At 61.2% G+C, this 21,971-nt stretch carries 23 protein-coding genes; 14 read left to right on the plus strand and 9 right to left on the minus strand.

The window, feature by feature from the left end:
- Positions 1-123: 123 nt before the first annotated feature.
- Positions 124-1,197, plus strand: a complete 1,074-nt coding sequence (locus ACIPL2_RS16285) for a LacI family DNA-binding transcriptional regulator (RefSeq protein WP_401357877.1) — start codon at positions 124-126, stop codon at positions 1,195-1,197.
- 231 nt (positions 1,198-1,428) lie between these two features.
- On the opposite strand, the gene ACIPL2_RS16290 is transcribed toward ACIPL2_RS16285, so the two are convergent.
- Positions 1,429-3,315, minus strand: a complete 1,887-nt coding sequence (locus ACIPL2_RS16290) for a sigma-54-dependent Fis family transcriptional regulator (protein WP_401357878.1) — start codon at positions 3,313-3,315, stop codon at positions 1,429-1,431.
- A 346-nt stretch (positions 3,316-3,661) separates the two neighbouring features.
- Between ACIPL2_RS16290 and ACIPL2_RS16295 the strand changes: the two genes are divergently transcribed.
- The 5 genes from ACIPL2_RS16295 to ACIPL2_RS16315 all read left to right on the plus strand — a co-directional run bounded on the left by ACIPL2_RS16295 (position 3,662) and on the right by ACIPL2_RS16315 (position 9,046).
- On the plus strand, positions 3,662-4,720 hold the full coding sequence (locus ACIPL2_RS16295; RefSeq protein WP_401357880.1) for an ATP-NAD kinase family protein: 1,059 nt from the start codon (positions 3,662-3,664) through the stop codon (positions 4,718-4,720).
- Positions 4,721-4,753: 33 nt separating this feature from the next.
- The gene (locus ACIPL2_RS16300) at positions 4,754-5,731 is read left to right on the plus strand and encodes a thiamine pyrophosphate-dependent dehydrogenase E1 component subunit alpha (RefSeq protein WP_401357881.1); all 978 of its coding nucleotides are present in this window, start codon (positions 4,754-4,756) and stop codon (positions 5,729-5,731) included.
- A 33-nt stretch (positions 5,732-5,764) separates the two neighbouring features.
- Complete coding sequence (locus ACIPL2_RS16305) at positions 5,765-6,784, plus strand: alpha-ketoacid dehydrogenase subunit beta (RefSeq protein ID WP_401357882.1); 1,020 nt, start codon at positions 5,765-5,767, stop codon at positions 6,782-6,784.
- Complete coding sequence (locus tag ACIPL2_RS16310; RefSeq protein ID WP_401357884.1) at positions 6,781-7,893, plus strand: acetoin dehydrogenase dihydrolipoyllysine-residue acetyltransferase subunit; 1,113 nt, start codon at positions 6,781-6,783, stop codon at positions 7,891-7,893. Before ACIPL2_RS16305 ends, ACIPL2_RS16310 begins: the two co-directional genes overlap by 4 nt.
- 88 nt (positions 7,894-7,981) lie before the next feature.
- On the plus strand, positions 7,982-9,046 hold the full coding sequence (locus ACIPL2_RS16315) for a 2,3-butanediol dehydrogenase (protein WP_401357980.1): 1,065 nt from the start codon (positions 7,982-7,984) through the stop codon (positions 9,044-9,046).
- A gap of 39 nt (positions 9,047-9,085) precedes the next feature.
- On the opposite strand, the gene ACIPL2_RS16320 is transcribed toward ACIPL2_RS16315, so the two are convergent.
- Positions 9,086-9,994, minus strand: a complete 909-nt coding sequence (locus ACIPL2_RS16320) for a LysR substrate-binding domain-containing protein (protein ID WP_401357886.1) — start codon at positions 9,992-9,994, stop codon at positions 9,086-9,088.
- A 169-nt stretch (positions 9,995-10,163) separates the two neighbouring features.
- Between ACIPL2_RS16320 and ACIPL2_RS16325 the strand changes: the two genes are divergently transcribed.
- Both ACIPL2_RS16325 and ACIPL2_RS16330 read left to right on the plus strand, forming a co-directional pair.
- Positions 10,164-10,667, plus strand: a complete 504-nt coding sequence (locus ACIPL2_RS16325; protein ID WP_401357887.1) for an L-2-amino-thiazoline-4-carboxylic acid hydrolase — start codon at positions 10,164-10,166, stop codon at positions 10,665-10,667.
- Positions 10,664-11,899 (plus strand): Zn-dependent hydrolase, encoded by a 1,236-nt coding sequence (locus tag ACIPL2_RS16330; RefSeq protein ID WP_401357888.1) that lies wholly within the window; start codon positions 10,664-10,666, stop codon positions 11,897-11,899. Before ACIPL2_RS16325 ends, ACIPL2_RS16330 begins: the two co-directional genes overlap by 4 nt.
- Before the next feature lie 15 nt (positions 11,900-11,914).
- Here the strand turns inward: ACIPL2_RS16330 and ACIPL2_RS16335 are convergent, their stop codons facing one another.
- The gene (locus tag ACIPL2_RS16335) at positions 11,915-12,664 is read right to left on the minus strand and encodes an SDR family oxidoreductase (RefSeq protein WP_401357889.1); all 750 of its coding nucleotides are present in this window, start codon (positions 12,662-12,664) and stop codon (positions 11,915-11,917) included.
- Positions 12,665-12,767: 103 nt separating this feature from the next.
- Positions 12,768-13,505 (minus strand): SDR family NAD(P)-dependent oxidoreductase, encoded by a 738-nt coding sequence (locus tag ACIPL2_RS16340; protein ID WP_401357890.1) that lies wholly within the window; start codon positions 13,503-13,505, stop codon positions 12,768-12,770.
- Positions 13,506-13,734: 229 nt separating this feature from the next.
- On the opposite strand from ACIPL2_RS16340, the gene ACIPL2_RS16345 reads away from it, so the two are divergent.
- Positions 13,735-14,160, plus strand: a complete 426-nt coding sequence (locus ACIPL2_RS16345; protein WP_401357891.1) for a DUF2628 domain-containing protein — start codon at positions 13,735-13,737, stop codon at positions 14,158-14,160.
- Between the two features lie 109 nt (positions 14,161-14,269).
- Positions 14,270-14,728: a metallophosphoesterase family protein gene (locus ACIPL2_RS16350; protein WP_401357893.1), complete on the plus strand. Its 459-nt coding sequence runs from the start codon at positions 14,270-14,272 to the stop codon at positions 14,726-14,728.
- On the opposite strand, the gene ACIPL2_RS16355 is transcribed toward ACIPL2_RS16350, so the two are convergent.
- Positions 14,693-15,925 (minus strand): diaminopropionate ammonia-lyase, encoded by a 1,233-nt coding sequence (locus ACIPL2_RS16355; protein WP_401357894.1) that lies wholly within the window; start codon positions 15,923-15,925, stop codon positions 14,693-14,695. The two genes, ACIPL2_RS16350 and ACIPL2_RS16355, sit on opposite strands and share 36 nt — an antisense overlap.
- A gap of 138 nt (positions 15,926-16,063) precedes the next feature.
- On the opposite strand from ACIPL2_RS16355, the gene ACIPL2_RS16360 reads away from it, so the two are divergent.
- Positions 16,064-16,537 (plus strand): Lrp/AsnC family transcriptional regulator, encoded by a 474-nt coding sequence (locus tag ACIPL2_RS16360; protein WP_401357896.1) that lies wholly within the window; start codon positions 16,064-16,066, stop codon positions 16,535-16,537.
- A gap of 56 nt (positions 16,538-16,593) precedes the next feature.
- Here ACIPL2_RS16360 and ACIPL2_RS16365 read toward each other — a convergent pair whose 3' ends face one another.
- From ACIPL2_RS16365 to ACIPL2_RS16380, 4 genes are all read right to left on the minus strand, one after another.
- Complete coding sequence (locus tag ACIPL2_RS16365; protein WP_401357897.1) at positions 16,594-17,193, minus strand: TIGR00730 family Rossman fold protein; 600 nt, start codon at positions 17,191-17,193, stop codon at positions 16,594-16,596.
- A gap of 40 nt (positions 17,194-17,233) precedes the next feature.
- The gene (locus ACIPL2_RS16370) at positions 17,234-17,866 is read right to left on the minus strand and encodes an FMN-dependent NADH-azoreductase (RefSeq protein WP_401357899.1); all 633 of its coding nucleotides are present in this window, start codon (positions 17,864-17,866) and stop codon (positions 17,234-17,236) included.
- The gene (locus ACIPL2_RS16375) at positions 17,863-18,324 is read right to left on the minus strand and encodes a GNAT family N-acetyltransferase (protein ID WP_401357901.1); all 462 of its coding nucleotides are present in this window, start codon (positions 18,322-18,324) and stop codon (positions 17,863-17,865) included. Before ACIPL2_RS16375 ends, ACIPL2_RS16370 begins: the two co-directional genes overlap by 4 nt.
- A gap of 106 nt (positions 18,325-18,430) precedes the next feature.
- A complete protein-coding gene (locus ACIPL2_RS16380) occupies positions 18,431-19,849 on the minus strand; it encodes a PLP-dependent aminotransferase family protein (protein ID WP_401357902.1) in 1,419 nt (472 codons plus the stop codon).
- Between the two features lie 92 nt (positions 19,850-19,941).
- On the opposite strand from ACIPL2_RS16380, the gene ACIPL2_RS16385 reads away from it, so the two are divergent.
- From ACIPL2_RS16385 to ACIPL2_RS16395, 3 genes are all read left to right on the plus strand, one after another.
- The gene (locus tag ACIPL2_RS16385; RefSeq protein ID WP_401357904.1) at positions 19,942-20,397 is read left to right on the plus strand and encodes a carboxymuconolactone decarboxylase family protein; all 456 of its coding nucleotides are present in this window, start codon (positions 19,942-19,944) and stop codon (positions 20,395-20,397) included.
- Between the two features lie 74 nt (positions 20,398-20,471).
- A complete protein-coding gene (locus ACIPL2_RS16390; RefSeq protein WP_401357906.1) occupies positions 20,472-20,792 on the plus strand; it encodes a DMT family transporter in 321 nt (106 codons plus the stop codon).
- 225 nt (positions 20,793-21,017) lie between these two features.
- Positions 21,018-21,917 carry a polysaccharide deacetylase family protein gene (locus ACIPL2_RS16395; protein WP_401357907.1) on the plus strand — a complete coding sequence of 300 codons (900 nt, stop codon included), beginning with the start codon at positions 21,018-21,020 and terminating at the stop codon, positions 21,915-21,917.
- Positions 21,918-21,971: the final 54 nt, after the last annotated feature.

A 21,971-nucleotide genomic window follows, 5' to 3' on the forward strand; every position in this document is an offset into this window, starting at 1 on the left:
GGGCGAAAAAGACTGGAAATCGCGAAGGGCGGCTTGATGCGTTTTTTCGCAAAACGGGCAGGCGGCACACCTCACTGTCAATGGCAGGTATGATCGGCATTTCGACAATTGAGCTGAGACGCAATGGCAGATTCCAACGACCCCTCCCGGCATCCGGTCACCGCCCATGACGTGGCCAGGTTGGCGGGTGTCTCGCAGTCGGCGGTCTCGCGAACCTTCACCAAGGGCGCCAGTGTTTCGCCGAAGACGCGGCAGAAGGTCGAGGAGGCCGCCGCGACGTTGGGTTACCGCCCGAATCAGTGGGCTCGCTCGTTGATCAAGCGTCGATCCAACCTGATCGGCGTCGTTGGGCCGAGCATGGAAAACCCGTTTTATTCAGCGGTGTTGGAGGCCTTGTCGGCGGCATTCGAAGAGTTGGGCTATCGGGTGCTGTTGTTCTCCACCGCGAATCACGAAGACTGCGATCCGGTGCTCGAAGAGGTGCTGGGCTACCGCGTTGAAGCGCTGATTCTGGTCTCGGCGAGCCTGTCTTCGCGTTTCGCCCAAGAGTGCAAACAGACCGGGCTGCCCGTGGTGCTGCTGAACCGCAGAAATGACAGCACGAGTATTTCCAGCGTCACCAGTGACAACGCACAAGGCAGCATGGAAATTGCGCAATTTTTGGTGGCGGGCGGTCATCGTCAACTGGCTTATATCGCCGGCAAAGAAAGCTCATCGACCAGCCGCGACCGCGAAAAAGGTTTTGTCGACACGCTGCAACGCCTTGGTCACCCCGTACCACAACGCGAAGTGGGGCATTACACGTTTGAGGGTGCCATGGACGCCACTCGCCGACTGCTGTCGAGCGCCCACCCACCGGACGGCATTTTTTGCGCGAACGACATCATGGCGCTGGGCGCCATCAACGTCGCTCGCGAAGAGTTCGGGCTGAAGTTGGGCAACGACATTTCAATCGTCGGTTTCGATGACATCGCCCTGGCCGCCTGGCCGGTGTTTTCGCTGACCACTTACGTGCAACCGGTGGGTGACATGGTCAGTCGTGCGGTCGGCATCATTTGCGCGCAATTGGAGAACGCCGATACGCCGGCGATTCAAGAGGTGGTTCGAGGGCAATTGATCGTCCGTAACAGCTCGAAAATCCCGGCGACTGGTGTACAACAGGGGCCGGATTGCCGGGTATGGCAACCGCACGCATGAGCCTCAACCGACCGTCGAACCTGGGTTACTCATGGGGTGAGCGTTCGTTTGCCTGAAGCGTGATTGAGGTCGGGTCGGATGATTATCCCTGCAACCAGACAAACTCGCGCACAAAAAAACCGGCCGTTGTAGGAGCGAGCTTGCTCGCGATGGGCGTTAACGATAACGCGTGCGTGCTGGATAAACGCGTCGCCCTCAGGTCCATCGCGAGCAAGCTCGCTCCTACAGCTTTTACGTTTGGCCTCTGCCCGGCATGTCGATGGCATGCTGGTGCACCCGTCGATACAGTGTTGCCCGGGAGATGCCCAAGGCCTTGGCTGCCGCGGTGGGTTTCCAGCGATGACGCACGAGGGCATCGATGAGTGCCTGGCGTTCCGGGCTGGCGCAGCGTTCCACGGCGTCAGTCGAATCATTGAACCCGTGTCCGAGCAGTTGCTCAGGCAAGTCACTCAGCACAATCAAATTGCCTTCGCACACCGCGCAGGCGTAACGCAGGGCGTGGCGCAACTCGCGCACATTGCCGGGCCAGCGGTAGCCGAGCAGGCACTCCAGCGCCGCGCTTCCCAGGTGTATCGACACCCCGCAAGCCAACGATTCCTCTTCGAGGATCCGGTTGATCAAGGCCAGCCGGTCACTGCGTTCGCGCAGCGGCGGCAACTGGAAGCGCGCGCCGCTGAGGCGAAAATACAGGTCCTCGCGAAACGTGCCAGACGTCACCAGCGCTTCCAGGTCGCGGTGGCTTGCACAGACGACCTGAAGGTCTATCGCCTTGCTCCGTGACGCCCCCAGCGGCGCCACTTCGCCCTCGGCCAGCACCCGCAACAAGCGGGTTTGCAGGGGCAGGGGCATGTCGCCGATTTCATCGAGAAACAAGGTGCCGCCATCGGCCTGTTCCAGCAGGCCTTGCATGCCTTTGCTCGAAGCGCCGGTGAAGGCGCCAGCGACATACCCAAACAGCTCGCTTTCGATCAGGTTTTCCGGGATCGCCGCGCAGTTCACCGCAATGAACGGCCGCTCACGGCGCTGACTGGCCTGGTGCAACTGGCGGGCGAAAACTTCCTTGCCGGAGCCGGTCTCACCCTGGATCAGCACCGGCAGGTTGCGATCCTTCACGCGCACGGCCAGGCGCAGGCTTTCTTCCAGCCGCGGGTCGAGTTCGGCGGGTGTCAGCACCAGGCGTGTCGGGTTGCGTTTCACCCGCCGTGGCGCGCGCAGTCGTCCATGCAATTGCGCTCGGCTCCCCATGCCGTGAAGCATGCACAGCGACTCGTCACGGGCCCGATGCAACACTTGCTGATCGAACACCTGGCCGATGTGTTCCGGCAACTGGCCGAAGCTTTGCAGCAGCCAGTGCCGCGCGGCGGGATTGAGCGCTTGCAGCCGGCCGTCATCGTCCCAGGCGAGCAGGTAATCGGGTTGGCTGTCGACATAGCCGGGGCTGTTGTGCGCCCGCAGCACCCAGTAACCCTGGGCACTGCTCATGAAAAACGCCTGTTCTATTTCCCGCGCACTCTGCACCACCATCTGCCGGATCAGGTGTTGCGAGCGGCGGTCGTCCGGGGAGCGCACGGCGGACACGTCGAGCACCCCGAGCAGTTCGCCCCGGGGATCGAAGACCGGCGCGGCCGAACAGGTGAGGCCGATAAACGCGGCGCGGAAGTGATCGCGCTTGTGCACGGTGACCGGTGCGCGCGCGGTCAGCACTGCGGCCACGCCACAAGTGCCTTCTTCACCTTCCGACCAGCAAGTGCCGAGGTACAGGCCGGCTTTGCGACAGTCGTTGCGGATGGCGCTTTCCACCCGGTAGTCGATGGTCTGGCCCTGGGCGTCGGTGAGCAGCACGCAGTAGTCGGCATCGCGCACACGACCGTGGAGGCGGGCGACTTCTTCGCTGGCAATGCTCAGGAACAGCTCGGAACGCTCGCGGCATTCCTGCAGCACGTTCTGCGAAAGAATCCGTGGCCCTTGCAGTGAGCCGGGGTCCAGATGGTGTTGCTCCATGGAGCGGCGCCAGGAGTCGAGAATCAAATCCGACACCGGTAGCTGCGGCAGGTGTCCGGCATTTTTCAAAACACGGCTGACGCAATCCACGTGCGCCTTCGAGTGTGCGGAAAGCATTAAGGCCTCCGGGTCCAGCTTCTTTTAGTTGTGCGGCTATTAAGCGCCGTTCATGGACGGTCGACAAGCGTCGGTTCAGCCCCGGCGACGGTGAGACGCAACGTCTCAAGGTCTCAGCGCCCACCCGTGCAGGCTGACATGGAACGTCTCAGCCGAATGTGCAGCCCATCACCTTAAAGTCAGACAGCGACCGCTCTGGAACAGGGGTTCAGGCGATTTTTTACGGAACTGGCACCGGCCTTGCTCTAGCTCTCGTAACCAGTGCGACTGGCAACCCAAATAATAAAAAGAGGTGCCCCATGTCCTCCTGCCGAGGCTCTTTCCCTGTTCTATCAGCGGTGGCGACATGAGTCGCTTGCCCCTGACCGTTGGCATCATTGCCAACCCGGCGTCCGGCCGGGACGTTCGGCGCCTGACCGCCAATGCCGGGCTGTTTTCCAGCACTGACAAGGTGTCGGTGATCCAGCGGCTGCTGGCGGCGTTTGGCGCCACCGGTGTCGAGCGGGTGCTGATGCCCACCGACATGACCGGCATTGCCGCAGCGGTATTGAAAAACAGTCATTGCCGCCAGGCTCGCGACAGCCACTGGCCAACCCTGGAGTTCCTCGATCTGCGCTTGCGCCAGAGCGTGGTGGATACGCGCCAGGCCGCACGCTGGATGGCTGAGCGCGGTGTCTCGCTGATTGCCGTGCTCGGCGGTGACGGCACCCACAAAGCGGTGGCGGCGGAGGTCGGCGACATCCCGCTGCTGACCTTGTCCACCGGCACCAACAACGCCTTCCCGGAACTGCGTGAAGCCACCAGCGCCGGGCTGGCTGGCGGGCTATTCGCCAGCGGACGAATCCCGCCCGAGATCGCCTTGCGCCGCAACAAACGTCTGCTGGTGAACGTCCCCCGACGCGACCTGTGCGAAGTGGCGCTGGTGGACGTCGCGGTGTCTTCGCTGCCCTTTATCGGTGCCCGCGCCATCAGCCGCGGAATCGATCTGGCCGAAGTGTTCGTGACCTTTGCCGAACCCCAGTCCATCGGCATTTCGGCCCTGTGCGGCTTGTGGTTTCCGGTGTCGCGCCAGGCACCGGGCGGCGCCTGGATGCGCCTTGACCCGCAATCCCCCGAAGCCTTGCTGGTGCCACTCGCGCCCGGCCTGTTGCAAGGCTGCGGCGTGCTCGCCGCCGGCAGTCTCGAACCCGGCGTCGCCCACAGTCTGTGCCTGAGCAGCGGCACCCTGGCCCTGGATGGCGAGCGCGAAATCGAATTCAACGCCGATGATCGGCCCACGGTGACCCTCGATGCCGGCGGCCCGCTGAGCATCGATGTCAATGCGGCACTGGCCTATGCCGCGCAACAACGGCTGCTGGCCATCGGTCGCGAACACCCGCAACACCCTTTGAACCTTGCACCTTGAAACTTGAGCCTCAAGACACCCTGGAGAATAAAAATGTCGACACAGCTGACCGCTGATCAATTGCTGCATGCCTACCGGGTGATGCGCACTATCCGCGTCTTTGAAGAGCGCCTGCACGTGGAATTCGCCACCGGCGAGATCCCCGGTTTCGTCCACCTGTATGCCGGTGAAGAGGCCTCGGCCGCCGGTGTCATGGCCCACCTGGGCGATGACGATTGCATCGCGTCCAACCACCGCGGCCATGGTCATTGCATCGCCAAGGGCGTCGATGTGTACGGGATGATGGCCGAGATCTACGGCAAGAAAACCGGGGTCTGCCAGGGCAAGGGCGGCTCCATGCACATCGCCGATTTCGAGAAGGGCATGCTCGGCGCCAACGGCATCGTCGGTGCTGGTGCGCCGCTGGTGGTCGGCGCGGCACTGGCCGCCAAACTCAAGGGCACCGACAGCGTTGCCGTGGTGTTCTTCGGTGATGGTGGCTCCAACGAAGGCGCGGTGTTCGAAGCGATGAACATGGCCTCGGTGTGGAACCTGCCGTGCATTTTCATTGCCGAGAACAATGGTTACGCCGAGGCCACAGCGTCCAATTGGTCGGTGGCCTGTGATCACATCGCCGACCGCGCGGCCGGTTTCGGCATGCCCGGCGTCACGGTCGACGGCTTTGACTTTTTCGCCGTGCACGAAGCCGCCGGTGCTGCCGTGGAGCGCGCCCGAGCCGGCGAAGGACCGTCGTTGATCGAGGTCAAGCTGACTCGCTATTACGGGCACTTCGAGGGCGACGCCCAAACCTATCGGGCACCGGACGAGGTCAAGTATTTCCGCGAGAACAATGACTGCCTGATGCAGTTCCGCGAGCGAACCACCCGCACCGGCCTGGTCGATGCCAGCCAGTTGGACCAGATCGACAGTGACGTGGAGCTGCTGATCGAAAACGCCGTGCGCAAGGCCAAGTCCGACCCCAAGCCGAGCGCGGCCGACCTGCTCACCGACGTCTACGTGTCCTATCCCTGATCGCCCCCTATAACAACAATCGAGACCTTTATCATGGCGAGAAAAATCAGTTATCAGCAGGCAATCAACGAAGCCCTGGCCCAGGAAATGCGCCGCGACCCCAGCGTGTTCATCATGGGTGAAGACGTCGCTGGCGGTGCCGGTGCCCCCGGTGAAAACGACGCCTGGGGCGGCGTGCTGGGCGTGACCAAGGGCCTTTATCACCAATTCCCCGGCCGAGTGCTGGACACGCCGTTGTCGGAGTTGGGTTATGTCGGCGCCGCAGTCGGTGCCGCCACGTGTGGCGTGCGTCCGGTGTGTGAACTGATGTTCGTCGACTTCGCCGGATGCTGCCTGGACCAGATCCTCAATCAGGCGGCGAAGTTTCGCTACATGTTCGGCGGCAAGGCCTCTACGCCACTAGTGATCCGCACCATGGTCGGCGCCGGGCTGCGCGCTGCCGCCCAGCACTCGCAAATGCTCACGTCGCTGTGGACGCATATTCCGGGGTTGAAAGTGGTCTGTCCGTCGTCGCCTTATGACGCCAAGGGGCTGTTGATCCAGGCCATCCGCGACAACGATCCGGTGATCTTCTGCGAACACAAAATGCTCTACAGCATGCAAGGCGAAGTGCCGGAAGAGCTCTATACCATCCCGTTCGGCGAAGCCAACTTCCTGCGCGATGGCAAGGACGTGACCCTGGTGTCCTACGGGCGCACGGTCAACACCGCAATGGACGCCGCCCGCAGCCTGGCCGGGCGCGGCATCGACTGCGAGGTCATCGACTTGCGCACCACCAGCCCGCTGGACGAAGACAGCATCCTCGAAAGCGTGGAGAAAACCGGGCGCCTGGTGGTGATCGACGAAGCCAATCCACGCTGCTCGATGGCCACCGACATCTCGGCACTGGTGGCGCAAAAAGCCTTTGCCTCGCTCAAGGCACCGATCGAAATGGTCACTGCGCCGCACACGCCGGTGCCGTTCTCCGACGCCCTCGAAGACCTCTACATCCCTGAAGCGGCGAAGATCGAAAATGCCGTGCTCAAACTGATCGAGTGGAGCAAGCGTTCATGAGCCAGATCCATACCCTGACCATGCCCAAGTGGGGCCTGTCCATGACCGAAGGCCGGGTCGATGTCTGGCTCAAGGAAGAAGGGCAGGCGATCACCAAGGGCGATGAAGTGCTGGACGTGGACACCGACAAGATCTCCAGCAGCGTCGAGGCGCCGTTTTCCGGGGTGCTGCGCCGTCAGATCGCGCGCCAGGATGAAACCCTCGCCGTCGGTGCCTTGCTGGGCATCGTGGTCGAGGGCGACGCCAGCGAGGCGGAGATCGATGCGGTGGTCGAGCAGTTCCAGGCAGCGTTTGTGCCCGGCGATGGCACGGAGGAAGACAGCGGGCCGAAGCCGCAAAAGGTCGAGCTGGAGGGGCGGGTGATCCGTTACTTCGAGCGCGGCGAAGGCGGGGTGCCGTTGGTGCTGGTGCACGGCTTTGGCGGCGATCTGAACAACTGGTTGTTCAACCATGAAGCCTTGGCGGCCGGGCGCCGCGTGATCGCGCTTGACCTGCCGGGCCATGGCGAGTCGAGCAAGCAACTGCAGCGCGGTGACCTCAATGAGCTGAGCGAAGTGCTGCTGGCGCTGCTCGATCATCTGGATATTCCTGCGGCGCATCTGGTGGGGCATTCCATGGGCGGTGCCGTCTCGCTGAACGCGGCGCGCCTGGCACCCCACCGCGTGTGTTCCCTGACCCTGATCGGCAGCGCTGGCCTGGGGCCGGACATCAACGGTGACTACCTGCAAGGTTTTGTCGACGCGGCCAATCGCAACGCGCTCAAGCCGCAACTGGTGCAGCTGTTCTCCAATGCTGAATTGGTCAACCGGCAAATGCTTGAAGACATGCTCAAGTACAAGCGCCTGGAAGGCGTGGACGCGGCATTGAGGACGCTGGTTTCGGGGCTGTTCACCGATGGCCGGCAACAGCTGGATTTGCGCCATGTGGTGCAGGAAGGCCAGCAGCCGGTATTGCTGATCTGGGGCAGCGACGACGCGATCATTCCTGCGGCCCACAGCGCTGGGCTGAAGGCCCGGGTCGAGATCCTGCCAGGCCAGGCGCACATGGTGCAGATGGAGGCGGCCGAGCAGGTCAATCGGCTGATCCTGGACTTTGTGCAGCAGCACTGATGCGCTCCCGGCGGTCTCTTGCGGGCTGCCGGGCCAACTTTTTCAAGGAGATTCCAGCATGAGCCTTTCAATCAATCCGTCGCGCGGCATGCGTGCCGCCGTCTGGCATGGCCGTAATGACATCCGCGTCGAGGACGTTCCGCTGCCGATATCGCCACCGGCAGGCTGGGTGCAGATTCGCGTGCAGTGGTGCGGGATCTGCGGGTCCGATTTGCATGAGTACGTGGCCGGACCGGTGTTCATTCCGGTGGACGCGCCGCACCCGCTGACCGGGATCAAGGGGCAGTGCATTCTCGGTCATGAGTTCTGTGGCGAGATCGTCGAGATCGGGGCCGGTGTCGAGGGTTTCAGTGTGGGTGAGCCGGTGGCCGCCGATGCCTGCCAGCACTGCGGCACCTGTTATTACTGCACGCACGGCTTGTACAACATTTGCGAGAACCTGGCCTTCACCGGGCTGATGAACAACGGCGCGTTTGCCGAGCTGGTCAACGTGCCGGCCAACCTGCTGTACAAGTTGCCGGCCAACTTTCCCGCCGAAGCCGGGGCGCTGATCGAGCCTTTGGCGGTGGGCATGCACGCGGTAAAAAAGGCCGGCAGTCTGCTGGGGCAAAATGTGGTGGTGGTTGGCGCGGGCACCATTGGCCTGTGCACCATCATGTGCGCCAAGGCGGCGGGTGCAGCGCAGGTCATCGCCCTGGAAATGTCCGGCGCGCGCAAGGCCAAGGCCCTGGAAGTGGGGGCCAGCCATGTGCTCGACCCCAATGAATGCGACGCGCTGGCTGAGGTGCGACGCCTGACGGGTGGGCTCGGGGCCGATGTCAGCTTCGAATGCATCGGTAATAAACACACGGCCAAGTTCGCCATCGACCTCATCCGCAAGGCCGGCAAGTGTGTGATGGTGGGCATCTTCGAGGAGCCCAGCGAGTTCAACTTCTTCGAGCTGGTGGCCACTGAAAAACAGGTCATCGGTTCACTGGCCTACAACGGCGAATTCGCTGACGTGATCGCCTTTATCGCCGATGGCCGACTGGACATTACGCCGCTGGTGACCGGGCGCATTCAACTGGAAGAGATTGTCGGCCGGGGCTTCGAAGAGTTGGTGAACAACAAGGAGCACAACGTGAAAATCATCGTGTCTCCCGCTCGGCTCTGAGTCCTCTGGAAGAGGGGGATTGGCGATGGCCGCCAGCGGTCATCGCATCGACTCGCAAACCAGGCTTTGTCTGATCCATTCATGAAGACGCGCACCCACGGCGGAGAGTTCGCTGTTGGCTCGGCGACACAGGTAGTACTGGCGACCGTCATCCACCTCCAGATCAAACAGTTTCACCAGTTCGCCACTGGCGACATGGGGGGCCACCAATGGCGCTCGCAGTAATGCGCAACCGAGGCCGGTCAGGGTCGCGGTCAGGGCCAGTTGACCATCTTCCAGCAGCAGGCCGTTCAGCGCGCTGGCGTGATGCACGTCCGCCGCCTGGAACCATTGGCCCCAGGTGCCGCGTTCTTCGTCGTGCAGCAACGGCAGTTCACTCAGGGCCTGAGGCGAATCAATGGGGCCGTACTGTTGGAGAAACGTTGGGCTGCAATAAGGTGTGACCGCTCCGCAGATCAACGGCTCACTGTGATAACCCGGCCAGTGACCGGTGCCGAACCGGATGGACAGGTCAGCGGCGTCGCTGGGGTAGTTGCGGTGGTTGGCGTAGGTGACGTTGATGTCCAGTTCCGGATTATCCCTCAGGAACTCCGCCAGGCGCGGGATGAACAGATTGATCCCGAACAGGGGAATCAGGCTGATCGTGACTTGGCGCGTGGCGCTTTTCTCACGCACATGTTCGGTGGCACTGCGCAGCACGGCGAAGGCCGAGCGGATGGCGCGGTAATACTCGCGACCTTCTTCGGTGAGGATCAGGTTGCGCCCCTGACGCAAGGTCAAGGGTTGCTGGAGGAAGCTTTCCAGCAAGTGCAGTTGATGGCTCACCGCCGACGGCGAGACATCCAGCTCGCGGGCAGCGGCATTCACCCCTCCATGACGAGCAAAGGCTTCGAACGTGCGGACGGCACGCAGGGGTGGGTCGTTATCTAATTGTTCTAAATTATTCATGTATTGAATTAAATACCGAGTTTTTCAATGCGTAAAGTGTCGTATATGCCATTTATATGGCACTTATAGCGCTTATATCGTTTCAAGCAACCCTATGACTTTCTGATAGTTGATGAAAATAGAATAAAAACTTAGTGTTTCTCTTCCGTGAAGCAGGTGGAGGCACACAATGAGCAAACTCGAAGGTGAACTGGGCATTCTGGCCCGGCGGCGGATTGAAGCCGAAATCATCAAACCCATCTACGACATTCTGGTGCGCGAGCACGGCAAGCAACAGGCTGCTGCGGTGATCGGCGAAGCCGTGGGTAATGCGGCGATCCAGGCGGGCCGACATTTTGCCGCCCTGGAAGAAAACGGCGCCGACCTCAAGAGCTTCGTAGAACTACAGGTGCTCTGGGAAAAGGACGATGCGCTGAAAGTCGAGATCATTGCCAGTGACGCCGACCATTACGATTACGACGTCAAACGTTGCCGGTATGCCGAGATGTACCACGAGATGGGGCTGGGCGAGATTGGTCACCTGCTGTCGTGCAACCGCGATGAGTTGTTCATCGTCGGCTACAACCCGGACATCGAATTGACCCGTACCCAGACCATCATGAGCGGGGCGCCGCGCTGTGATTTCCGTTACCGGGCCAAGTCCCAGGACAAGCCGCAGGAGCCACGTTCGTGAGCGCCTTGGCGCGGGTCAACGGTCAGCGCCTCTGGGATTCGCTGATGGAGATGGCGCAGATCGGTGCCACCGCCAAGGGTGGCGTCTCGCGGTTGGCGCTGACTGACGAGGACCGCTGTGGCCGAGACCTGTTTGTGGCCTGGGCTGAAGCGGCCGGTTGCACTGTTCGGGTCGATGCCATGGGCAATATCTTTGCCCGACGTGCCGGGCGCAACGACCAGTTGGCCCCGGTGTTGACCGGCTCCCATGGCGACTCCCAACCGGCGGGCGGCAAGTTCGACGGCATCTACGGCGTGCTGGCCGGACTGGAAGTAGTGCGCACCTTGAACGACCTTGAGATCGAGACCGAACGGCCCATCGAAGTGGTTAACTGGACCAATGAAGAAGGCTCACGGTTTGCCCCGGCGATGATCGCTTCCGGTGTCTACGCCGGCGTGTTTGATCTGGGCTACGGACTGTCGCGGACCGATGCCGAGGGCGTCAGTATCGGCCAGGCGCTGGAACAGATCGGCTATGCCGGCGTGCATCCGGTAGGCGGCCAGGCGGTGCATGCGGCATTTGAACTGCATATCGAGCAGGGCCCGATCCTCGAAGCGCAGGACGTGACCATCGGCGTAGTCACCGGGGCTCAGGGCCAGCGTTGGTATGAAGTCGAATTGATCGGCCGCAGTGCTCACGCCGGCACCACGCCCATGGATCATCGACTGGATGCCTTGCTCGGTTTCGCCCGGGTGGTGGAGGCGGTCAATCAGCTGGGCCTGGAGCAGGGCGCGGAAGGTCGGGCCACGGTGGGCATGGCGAATATCTTTCCCAACTCCCGTAATGTGGTGCCCGGGCGCGTGTTCTTCAGTGTCGAGTTCCGCCACCCGGATGAATCGGTACTGGCTCGGCAGGATGCGCAGTTGCGCGAGGCAGTGGAGCGGATTGCAGGGCAGATGGGTTTGCAACAGAGCGTCAAGCAGATCTTCCAGTACGCGCCGATTGCCTTCGACAGCGGCTGCGTCGAGGCCGTGCGTGCGGCCAGCGAAGCCTTGGGTTACAGCCATCGACCGATGATTTCGGGTGCCGGGCATGATGCCTGCTACCTGAACCGCGTCGCCCCGACCTCAATGATCTTTGTGCCTTGCGTGGACGGCCTCAGCCATAACGAAGCTGAGGACATTCATCCCCACTGGGCCACGGCCGGCGCCAATGTGCTGTTGCAGTCGATGCTGGCCAAGGCTGGCGTCTGACGGTCAATCGGTCGCTTATAAATTGCCGACGCCGCCGTCCACCAGCAACTCTGTCCCAACGACGAACGTCGACTCGTCAGAGGCCAGGTAGACAGCGGCTTTGGCCAGTTCCCATGGCGTTCCCAGGCGTCCGATGGGAACCAGTTCGCGGATTCTCTCGCGCAAGGCTTCCTGCTCTGCGGCGGGCAACCCGAGCTTGCTCAAGGCCGCTGTTTCAGTGGGCCCCGGGCTTAGCCCGTTGACGCGGATGCCACGTTCAATGAGCTCGCCCGAGAGGGTCCGTGCGAGGGAAAGCAGACCGGCCTTGCTCGCCGCATAGGCACTGCTCTGTGCGAGGCCGATCCTTGCGCTGACGGATCCGCAAAGAATCACCGACGAAGGGTTTGACAGTAAGGGCGTCAGGGCCTGGATCAGGAAAAAAGGTCCCTTGAGGTTGGTGTGCATGAGGTGATCCCATGTCGCTTCGTCCCAATCCTCGATCGAACGATGGGTGACGTCACCGGCGTTGACGAACAGCACATCAAGCCGAGGCCACACGCCTGCGAGTTGGCGTGCCAGGGCCTGCTGATCAGCCACATCACCGGCGTCGCTTTGAATCGCCAGCACTGCACCGCCCAGCTCGCGCCTGGCAGCCGACAAGGCGCTTTCGCTGCGACCGGTGATTGCGACCGTTGCGCCTTCAGCCAAAAACTGGCGCGCGGTTTCCAGACCAATGCCGGAAGTACCGCCGGTGATGAGTGCGTATTTGTTCTTCAGTCTCGACATGTCTTCCGTCCTTGAAATGAGTGGCAGAAACGGTCACCCCTCTAATCGGCGAAGGGCACCAACACGCGCCATTCAATGCCGCGCCGTAGCAGGGCAGGGCACTTCAGAACGCTTCCTTGAAGGGTCGCAAATCCAGTTCCTGGGTCCACGCGCTGCGCGGTTGTGAATGCAGATACCAGTACGCTTCGGCGATGTCCTCAAGCTGCAATGAACCCTCGGCGCCCAGTTGCTCAAGGCGCTGGGGAGCATGGCTGCGTAGGCGTTCGCCGTTGATGCTGCCGTCGATCACCACGTGCGCGACGTGCACATTTTGCGGGCCGAACTCACGGGCGAAGGACTGGCTCAACGAGCGCAGCCCGGCCTTCGCCGCCGCAAACGCCGTGAACGGCGGCTTGCCTCTCAGGGATGCCGTGGCTCCCGTGAACAGTAACGTACCGCCGCCGCTTTCAAGCAACGCACGGGTCGATTCTCTGGCAAACAGAAATCCGCCCTGGGTCGATGCCCGCCAGGTTTGCTCGAACAGGTCTGCGCTGAGTTCAAGGCTGGGGGCCGCGACCGAGTTACCGACATTGAAGATCGCCACCCGCAGTTGACCCAGCTCCCTCACGTTTTTGATCGCCGCAAGGATGTCGTCTTCATTGCCTGCGTCCGCCGGCACGGCCACCGCCTCGCCGTCCTCTGCCCGGATGCTCTCCACAACAGCTTCAAGCTTGGCCGGGCTGCGACCGCTCACCGCGACCGTAAAGCCGCCTTTGGCGAACCGTCGAGCCAGCGCCGCGCCCAACCCTTCGACGGCACCGACGCCGTTTATCCAGACAACTTCTTTCACGGTTAATGGCATGGCGCGATCCTTCGAGGGTGAGGTTGCCTTTACTCTATCTTCGGATTTCCATCGAGGATTAGAATTTCGGAAACTAACGATATACCGGTCATGCACAAGGATCGTGTTTTGCTTGATTGACCACACAGCCTCTGAAATGAGGGTATGGTGAGCCCGGAACACAAGACACATCGCGACACAAAGGAAATCTGGAAGCAACACCCCATTCAAGGACTAAAGGACTGATCGAATGAACACGACTGATCAAGTGCAAGGCAACAGCAAGTACAGCGCAAAATGGCAGGAGCGGTTTGCGTTTTTCGATGCCCACGGCGCGCCCAATGCACCGGGTTACAAAGAGGCACTCAAGCAGCTTCCCGGGAAACAGAAGATAACCATCAACGCCAACATCATTGCGTTTTTCTTTGGACCGATTTACTTGTTCGTGCTGGGGCTGTGGAAGAAGAACCTGACGTTGATCGCGATCATGGTTGCGCTTACGTTCGCGCTGGACGCGGTCTATGCGCTAGTCGATTTCGGCTTTGCCAAACAGGTCAACTTCGCCGTGGGTTTCGCTTTCAATCTGTCCTACGCCCTCACGACTAACTATGCGTACTACCTCAAGCAGCAAAAGGGTGAACAGGGTTGGAACCCGTTTAAAGGCATGCGCTTGTAATCAGTAAGTACTGGGTAGCACGTCTTTGAGTTGAAGCAGGAATCAACGCGCCTTCCAGGAGGGCGTTTTAAGTCGCTGTTGCGCATCAATACCCCGAACGGAGCCTGGCATGAACGTTGGCGTGATTTCCGATACCCATGGTTTGCTCCGCCCCGAAGCCTGTGCAGCGCTGAAAGGGTGTGAGCGGATTATTCATGCGGGAGACATCGGCAATCTCGACATTCTCGATCAACTGGCATCGATCGCCCCGCTGCACGTCGTACGCGGCAACAACGACCTCGGCGCCCCTTGGGCGGAACATATCGCCGACCTTTTGCGGTTCGATCTCAACGGCTGGCAGACGTTGCTTGTGCATGACATCGCCGATGTCCCGCAAGTACTCGACGCGAATATTAAGCTGGTGATCACCGGCCATTCGCACAAGCCGCGCATTGAATGGCGCGGTGATCAGCTCTATCTCAATCCCGGCAGCGCCGGGCGGCGGCGCTTCAAGTTGCCGGTGACGCTGGCGTTGCTCGAGGTGCTTGAAACCTCAATTGAACCGCGTCTGGTTTCGCTGCTGGAGTGACCAGCGTTGCTGGCGTTGCCGCACGGATTGAGCGCTCTCACCGACCAGTTCGCTGTACACCGCAGGGGCTGTGGCGCCTTCGGTGCTGATCAACAAAACCCGAGCGTGTTCATCAATACCGACTTGCGCGGCGAGGTGTGGCGACTTGCGCAATTGGATCAACCCTGCGAGCCCGGCCACCGCCGATTCACCGGCAATCAGCGGGATGTCGCGCTCACTGCCGGCCGCCAATATGCGCATGGCGTCGACCGCGTCCTGGTCCTCAATCGTCATGAATTGATCGATGCTGTTGTGGAGGAATGTCCACGCCAGTGGCGAGGTTTCACCGCAGGCCAGTCCCGCCATCACCGAGTCCACCGAGCCGTGGGTTCTAGCTGCGTGGCCGCTGAGGGCGCTTTGCAGCAGGCAATCGGCTTGCTGCGGTTCGACGACGATCATCGTTGGCCGCGCTGGCCCATACAGCTCCCAGAAATAACTGGCGAGTCCCGCCGCCAGGCCACCGACGCCACCTTGCAGGAACACGTGCGTGAAGGTCCGGCCATCCAGTTGCTCAATGATTTCCGCGGCAAGGGTGCCGTAACCTTGCATCACGTCCCGGGGAATCTCTTCGTAGCCCCCGTAGGACGTATCGGACACCACCTGCCAGCCGTGCTCGATGGCCAGCGCGGCGGCTTCTTCCACCGATTCGTCGTAGTTGCCGGGGACCCGCACAATCCGCGCGCCATACGCGGCGATAGCTTGTTCCCGTTCGCGGCTGACGTTGGCATGCAGCACGATCACGCAGGGGCAACCGATACTGTGCGCCGCCGCAGCAAGCGCACGGCCATGGTTGCCGTCGGTGGCGCTGATCACCGTGAAGTCGGCGAGGGCGTCGCGGTACTCGCCCGTCAGCAGGCCTTGAGGGGCGAAACGTTGTTCGGGGAACCGCCGCAGGATTAGCCGCACCAGTGCGATCGGAGCACCCAGGGCTTTGAAACTGCCCAGTTCCGAACGGCTCGATTCATCCTTCACTAATAGTTCGGCGACACCCAGGTTTGCGGCCAGGTCGGGCAGGCTGAACAGTGGCGTGCCGGCACGGTTGAGCATTTTCCAGTGCGCCAGCCAGGCGCGGCTTTCTGCGGCTGCCTGAATGTTCAGGAGCGCCTTGAGGTCTTCGGGATAGGCGGTGCGGCTGGCGTTGGGGTTGGCGATCAGCATCGTCGGCTCCAGGGTTTAAGTGGCGTAGTGAAATTTTATCTCGCGCACCTCGCACTTTTTTATCGAATGACGTGTATTAATCGCATGTTGATTACTTACTATCGCGGTTTGGATCAATTTTATTGCGAGCCCTTCACCATGAGCCTCGATGCCTTCGATCTGCAACTGATCGCGCACGTCCAGCAAGATGCCGGCCTGTCCCAAAGCGAGCTGGGCGAGCGGGTCAATTTGTCTTCGGCCGCGGTCAATCGCCGCCTCAAACGCCTCGCCCGTGAGGGTTTTATCAAAGGCACGGTGGCGCTGGTGGACCAGGAAAAGCTTGGCTACCCGCTGACCATCGTCGCCCAGGTGGAAGTGGAGAGTGAGCGTCTGGATTTGCTCGATGCTATGAAACGCAGCTTCGCCAACTGCCCGCAGGTGCAGCAGTGTTACTACGTGGCCGGGGAGTGGGACTTTGTGTTGGTGCTGGCGGTGCGCAACATGGAGCAGTACACCGAGCTGACGCGTGAGTTGTTTTTCGAGAACAACAACGTCAAGCGCTTCAAGACGCTGGTGTCGATGAGCAACGTCAAGGTCGGGTTGCAGGTGCCGGTGGATGAAGCTCAGCAATAAAAAAGGGCCCTGGCGACAATTTTTGGGAGCAGCATCGCCAAGGCCCGAAAACGTGTTCACGCCCCCGTGGTGCCGATCCATTTTGTGACGGTGGGCGCCTGCCACTGTTCCAGCGCATCGATCAGCGCACACGGGTCGGTGTTGAAGATCAGCATCTCGCTGTGTTCGGTTTTCATGAAGCCTTCCGTCACCGCATGGTTGAGCAGGCTGCGAACCGGGTTGAAGAACTCACCGATGTTCAGGCAGGCGACGGCTTTGTGGTGTTCGCCCAGTTGGGTCAAGGTCGCCACTTCAAACAACTCTTCAAAGGTTCCCAGGCCACCAGGCAAGGCAATGAACGCATCGGCGCAGTCGCTCATGCGGGTCTTTCGGCTGCGCATGTCTTGCGTCACTTCATGCCGGGTCAGTCCCGGATGAAGGTGCCCTAGGTCGAACAACAGGCGCGTAATGATGCCGACGACCTCACCGCCCTCGGCGAGCACGGTATCGGCCATCACGCCCATCAAGCCTTTGTCGGTGCCGCCGTAGACCAGCCGCAAGCCACGCTTGGCAATTTCCCGTCCCAGCGCCTTGGCGCCTTCGATATACGCGGGGTTGAAGCCGTAGTTGGAACCGGAGAACACAGCAATACTGCGCAGTGGAAGGGGCGTGGGCATCGGATTTTTCCCGGTCGATTGTGCTGAGGGGTTGAATGCTTTAAACGGTTGCCGGCAACCGCTTCGAAAAGTACAGCGCCGTTTCTCGTTCCGTTCTTTCCCGCGTGGCGTTCAAGACGTCTGGCTTTTGCGCGGTGCCTTCAACCGAGAAGAACGTCACGTTCAGCAAGCCGATCGTCGCCAGTGCAGCCCTGAGGTAGGGCGTCAGGAAGTCGGGTTGCGATGGGTTGTCGGTGGAGAACGTTCCGCCCGAAGAGATCGCGACAAAAACCGGACGGTCGCGCAGCAATGCGATTTTGCCTTGCGGAGTAATCCGGAACGTTCGGTCTGCTTGAATCACATGGTCGAGCCAGGCTTTCAACGCTGAAGGGAGGGTCATGTTGTGCATCGGAGTCGCGATCACCAGGTAATCCGCGCTTTCCAGCTCTCGAATCAATCGCTCGGATTGAAGCAAGGCGCCACTGGCGACCACGGCGCTGGAGGGATCCCGTCGTTTGCTCACAGCCGCTGCATAGTCGGCGTCGACATGCGCGAGTCCGCCGACACCGCGCTCGGCAATGATGAAATCGCTGCCGCGATGGCGAGTGATCAAGTGGTTGATGATGGTTTGCGAGAGCCGATAACTCTCGGAGGATGAGCCTCGCGGGCTGCAAATCACGCGCAGGATTTTCATGTCGGGTTCGCCTCCAGGACTTTGTAGAAACGCATGGCACTCGTCAGTAATCCATGACGGAAATAGAAGCGCTGTGCGTGAGCGTTCGACAGCGCCGTGTCCAGCACCAGTTGCCGACAGCCCGAAGTGCGAGCGATGGTCTCCAGCTCTTCGAGCAAGCGTGCGCCCCATTGCTCACGTCGATGCGCCGGGCTGACAACCAGGTCATCGACGTAGAGAAAACGCCCATACAGCAAGTTTTCCTGGAACCGGTAACCCGCCAGTGCAACGGCGTTCGGGCCGTGCCAGACCGCCAGCAGGTGGTAGTTTTCTGCGCGCATCCGACTGATTCTGGCGGTGAAATCCGCCTCGTCGTGCAGGTGTGGCCGAAGTGGCTGCATGACCGAAAAACACGCCCGCACTTCAGCCTCGGTGTTGGCGTGACGGAGTACGTGGGTGTTCATGATTGCACTGCTCATGACGGATCCTTTGTAGCGCTTGGGTAAACAGGATCTGCATGATGCGGTCACTTGGATCAGTGAAAAAGGTCCAAGAATCGGGTGTTGTAATGGGCCATGATCGGTTTTACATCAGCGCCAGGATGCGTTTTCCCAGTTGTTCGGCGGTGTCTTGCGAGTCTATGTTGGCGAATCCGAGCATCAGCGCGGAGTGTGTTTCGGCACCGATGCTCCAGCCTGACAGGGCTTCTGCGTAAATGCCGGCTTCGCGCAGGCGCTCGACCAGTGAACGGTCGGACTGCTGATCCGTCAGCCGCACAATCAGGTGCATGCCGCCGGGTTGCGCATCAATGCGGATGTGCTCGCCCAAGGCTTTCTTCAGCCCTCGCGCGGTCGCTTCCCGACGCTCGCCGTAGAGTTTGCGCATGCGCTGGATATGCCGAGCGAAATGGCCCTCGGTCAGAAACGTGGCGACGATGGCCTGGGTGAGTTCCGGGCAACCGCCCAAAAAAGTCTGGCTGACGTGTTCGAAGCGCTCGACCTGCGCCTCGGGCACCACCAGGTAAGCGAGGCGAATGCCGGGAAACAGCACCTTGCTGAAGGTGCCGGCGTAGAGCACTCGACCGTCGCGGTCCAGGCTCTTGAGCGCGGGCAGCGGACGGCTGATGTAGCGGTACTCGCCGTCGTAGTCGTCTTCGACAATCCACGCCTGCTCGCGGCTCGCCCACTCCAGCAGTTCCAGGCGACGCGGCAGTGAAAGCGACACGCTCAGCGGGCTTTGATGGGCCGGCGTGACGACGGCGGCGCGGGCGTCCGGCGCGCTGTTTACGCCATGCGCAACCTGCATGCCGTCCTGGTCCACAGGAACCGGGGCCACCTGTATTTGTAAGTGTTCGAGCAGCTCGCGGGTCGGCGGGTATCCCGGGTCTTCGACGAGTACGCGGTCACCGGGTTTGAGCAGGGCGTGAGCGATCAGCGCCAGGGTGTTGCGGTAGCCCGAGGTGATGAACACTTGAGCGGGCGAACAGGTAATGCCGCGTGCGACCTGCAAGTAAGTGGCGAGCGCAATGCGCAACGATTCCAGGCCATAGACCGATGGATTAGCCATGTCCGGAATCCGCGTGGCACGCACGCAGCGCGCGCCGATTTGCGCCCAGATCTTTCTCGGAAAGGCGTCCAGCGCGGGCAGGGCCATTTGAAAGGGCAGGACCGGTGCCTTGTTCCTGACGGAAGTGTTTTTCACCGGGCTGAAGGTGTGTTCGCTGGGCGTTGCGGGAGCCCTGGCGTTGATCCCCGGCGCCACGACCGTGCCGGCCTGGCCACGCGACTGGATGTAGCCCTCGGCGGTCAACAGTGAATACGCGGTGTCGATGGTGCCGCGCGCCAACCCGAGTTCCTTGGCCAATGCCCGGGCCGCTGGAATACGGTCGCCGGGGGTGAGCACGCCGTCCGTGATCGCACCGCGAAACCGCCAGTAGATTTGCCGGTAGATCGGTTCAGTGGAGGAGGGATCGAGGGGCGAAAAGCTGCTGGCAGGTTTGGTCATGGCCTAGAACTCAAGAGAGATCATGGACCTTCTAACATAGGCCAAGCCGCCGCACCATAGCGTCCTCCACACAGCAAACATAAGGATTCACCATGAGCAATCGTCTTAACTACGCCAGCGCTGCACCGGAAGGTTACAAGGCATTCGGCGGCGTGTACGTCTATCTGCAGAACTGCGGCTTTAGCGCAGAACTGATCGATCTGGTGTACCTGCGGGTTTCGCAGATCAATGGCTGCGCCTTTTGCATCGACATGCATTCCCGTGACTTGCTCAAGCTCGGTGTGGCGATAGACAAGCTGGTCTTGGTGCCGGTGTGGCACGACGCCGGCAACGTCTTCACTCACCGCGAACGCGTTGCGCTGTCCTGGGCGGAAACCGTGACCCGCGTTGCCGAAACCGGCGTGCCCGATGCCGACTACGCCGCCGCGGCTGCTGAATTCAGCGATAAAGAACTCGCCGACCTCACCTACGGCATCAGCTTGATGAACGCCTTCAACCGCCTCGGCGTGACGTTCCGCTCGAAACCGGCGGCCGCTGAAAAAGCGTAATTCCCACCCTTCAACGAGCGCCTGTCCATTGGCGGGCGCTCGCTTCCTTGAGCACCTTAACGGGACGTTTATCTATGGCATGGGCACTGCTTGGCATCGCTGGCATTCTCGAAATCGCCTTCGCCTTCTTCATGAAGGGTTCCGAAGGTTTCACCCGCTTGACCCCTGGGCTGTTGGCGGCCGCCACCGGGTTATCGAGTGTCTTTCTGCTTTCACTTTCGCTTCGTACGCTGCCGGTGGGGACGGCCTACGCGGTCTGGACCGGAATCGGCGCGGCAGGCACTGCCATTGTGGGCATGGCGTTGCTGGGCGATGCGACGACGCCGCTGAGAATCTTCTGCCTGCTGGTCATTCTGGCCGGGGTTATCGGACTCAAACTGGTCTCGGGAAACTGAGAAAATCTCAGTCCGGTCGCAGCGGATGATGTGCGCGGGAAAACAGTCTGTTGACTGGCGGTGCAGGGCTGAATTGGCCACTGCGCCGATTATCGACTGCTCATTCCGGCAGTCCTTTACCGAGTAACCCCAATGCGGGCAGCGCTGGAACCAAACACTGTGTACCCTGATCCAACCTGCGCCCGCACATCTGTGCGTGCGCAACAGTCTGGCCCAAGGCACACCATGAAACAGCTGTTCAAGATTCTATCTGCGCTCGCCATTGCCGTCGGGCTGGTGGGTTGCATCGCTGCTCCCATCGACATGACGCCGCAAACCGAACAGCGTCTGCGCGCGCAGCCACCGATCCGTTTCCTGCTGACCTTCGACGACGGTCCCAGTGCGTCAAGTTTCTGGAACCCGACGATGACGGTGCTCGACAGCCTGGCCACTAACCCGGTGCAACCGAACATCAAAGCGGTGTTTTTCGTGCAGACCGGTGCGCCACGGGCCGGTGACAGCGACATTGGTCGCGAGGTCATGCGCCGTGAACACGCGCAAGGGCAGATCCTCGGTTTCCACACGGCCACCCACTCGCACACCAATCACCGCTCCCTGAGCCCGGAAGAACTGGAACAGGCGCTAAGCAAAGGCAGCGCCGACATTGCCGCGATCACCGGCGTGCCAACGACGCTGCTGCGCCCGCCGTTCTGGAACTACGACAAACGGACCTTCGCCGCGTATCAGCAACATGGCCTGCATGTGTTGCTCACCGACCTGAGCGCCAATGACGGCAAGATCTGGGGCTTCAACGCCAGCCCCCGGCGCCGGGCCCACTTCCTGCGCACCCTGTCCGAAGTACGCGAACGCATCGCGCTGGGCGAGCTACCGGTGGTGGACGGGGTGATTCCAGTGGTGGTGACCTTCCACGACCTCAATCGCTACACCGCCCGGCATACCCGGGAGTACCTGCAAATCCTCCTCGACAGCGCTCAGGCGACGGGCGTGAAAACCGCGCAAAAACCGTTTTACGATGACACGGCCGAGCTGCAACGCGCGGCCATGGCGCGCACCGTCAAGGACAGCTCCGAAGCGGTTGAATTGCCGGGCATCTGGAACTGGTTCTGGGACAAGAATGCCCATTGAATCCCCTGTAGCTCCGCCATCAAGACGATCCATGTAGCAGCTGCCGAAGGCTGC

It is taken from the genome of Pseudomonas sp. NPDC086251 (assembly GCF_044746405.1).
Classification (GTDB): domain Bacteria; phylum Pseudomonadota; class Gammaproteobacteria; order Pseudomonadales; family Pseudomonadaceae; genus Aquipseudomonas.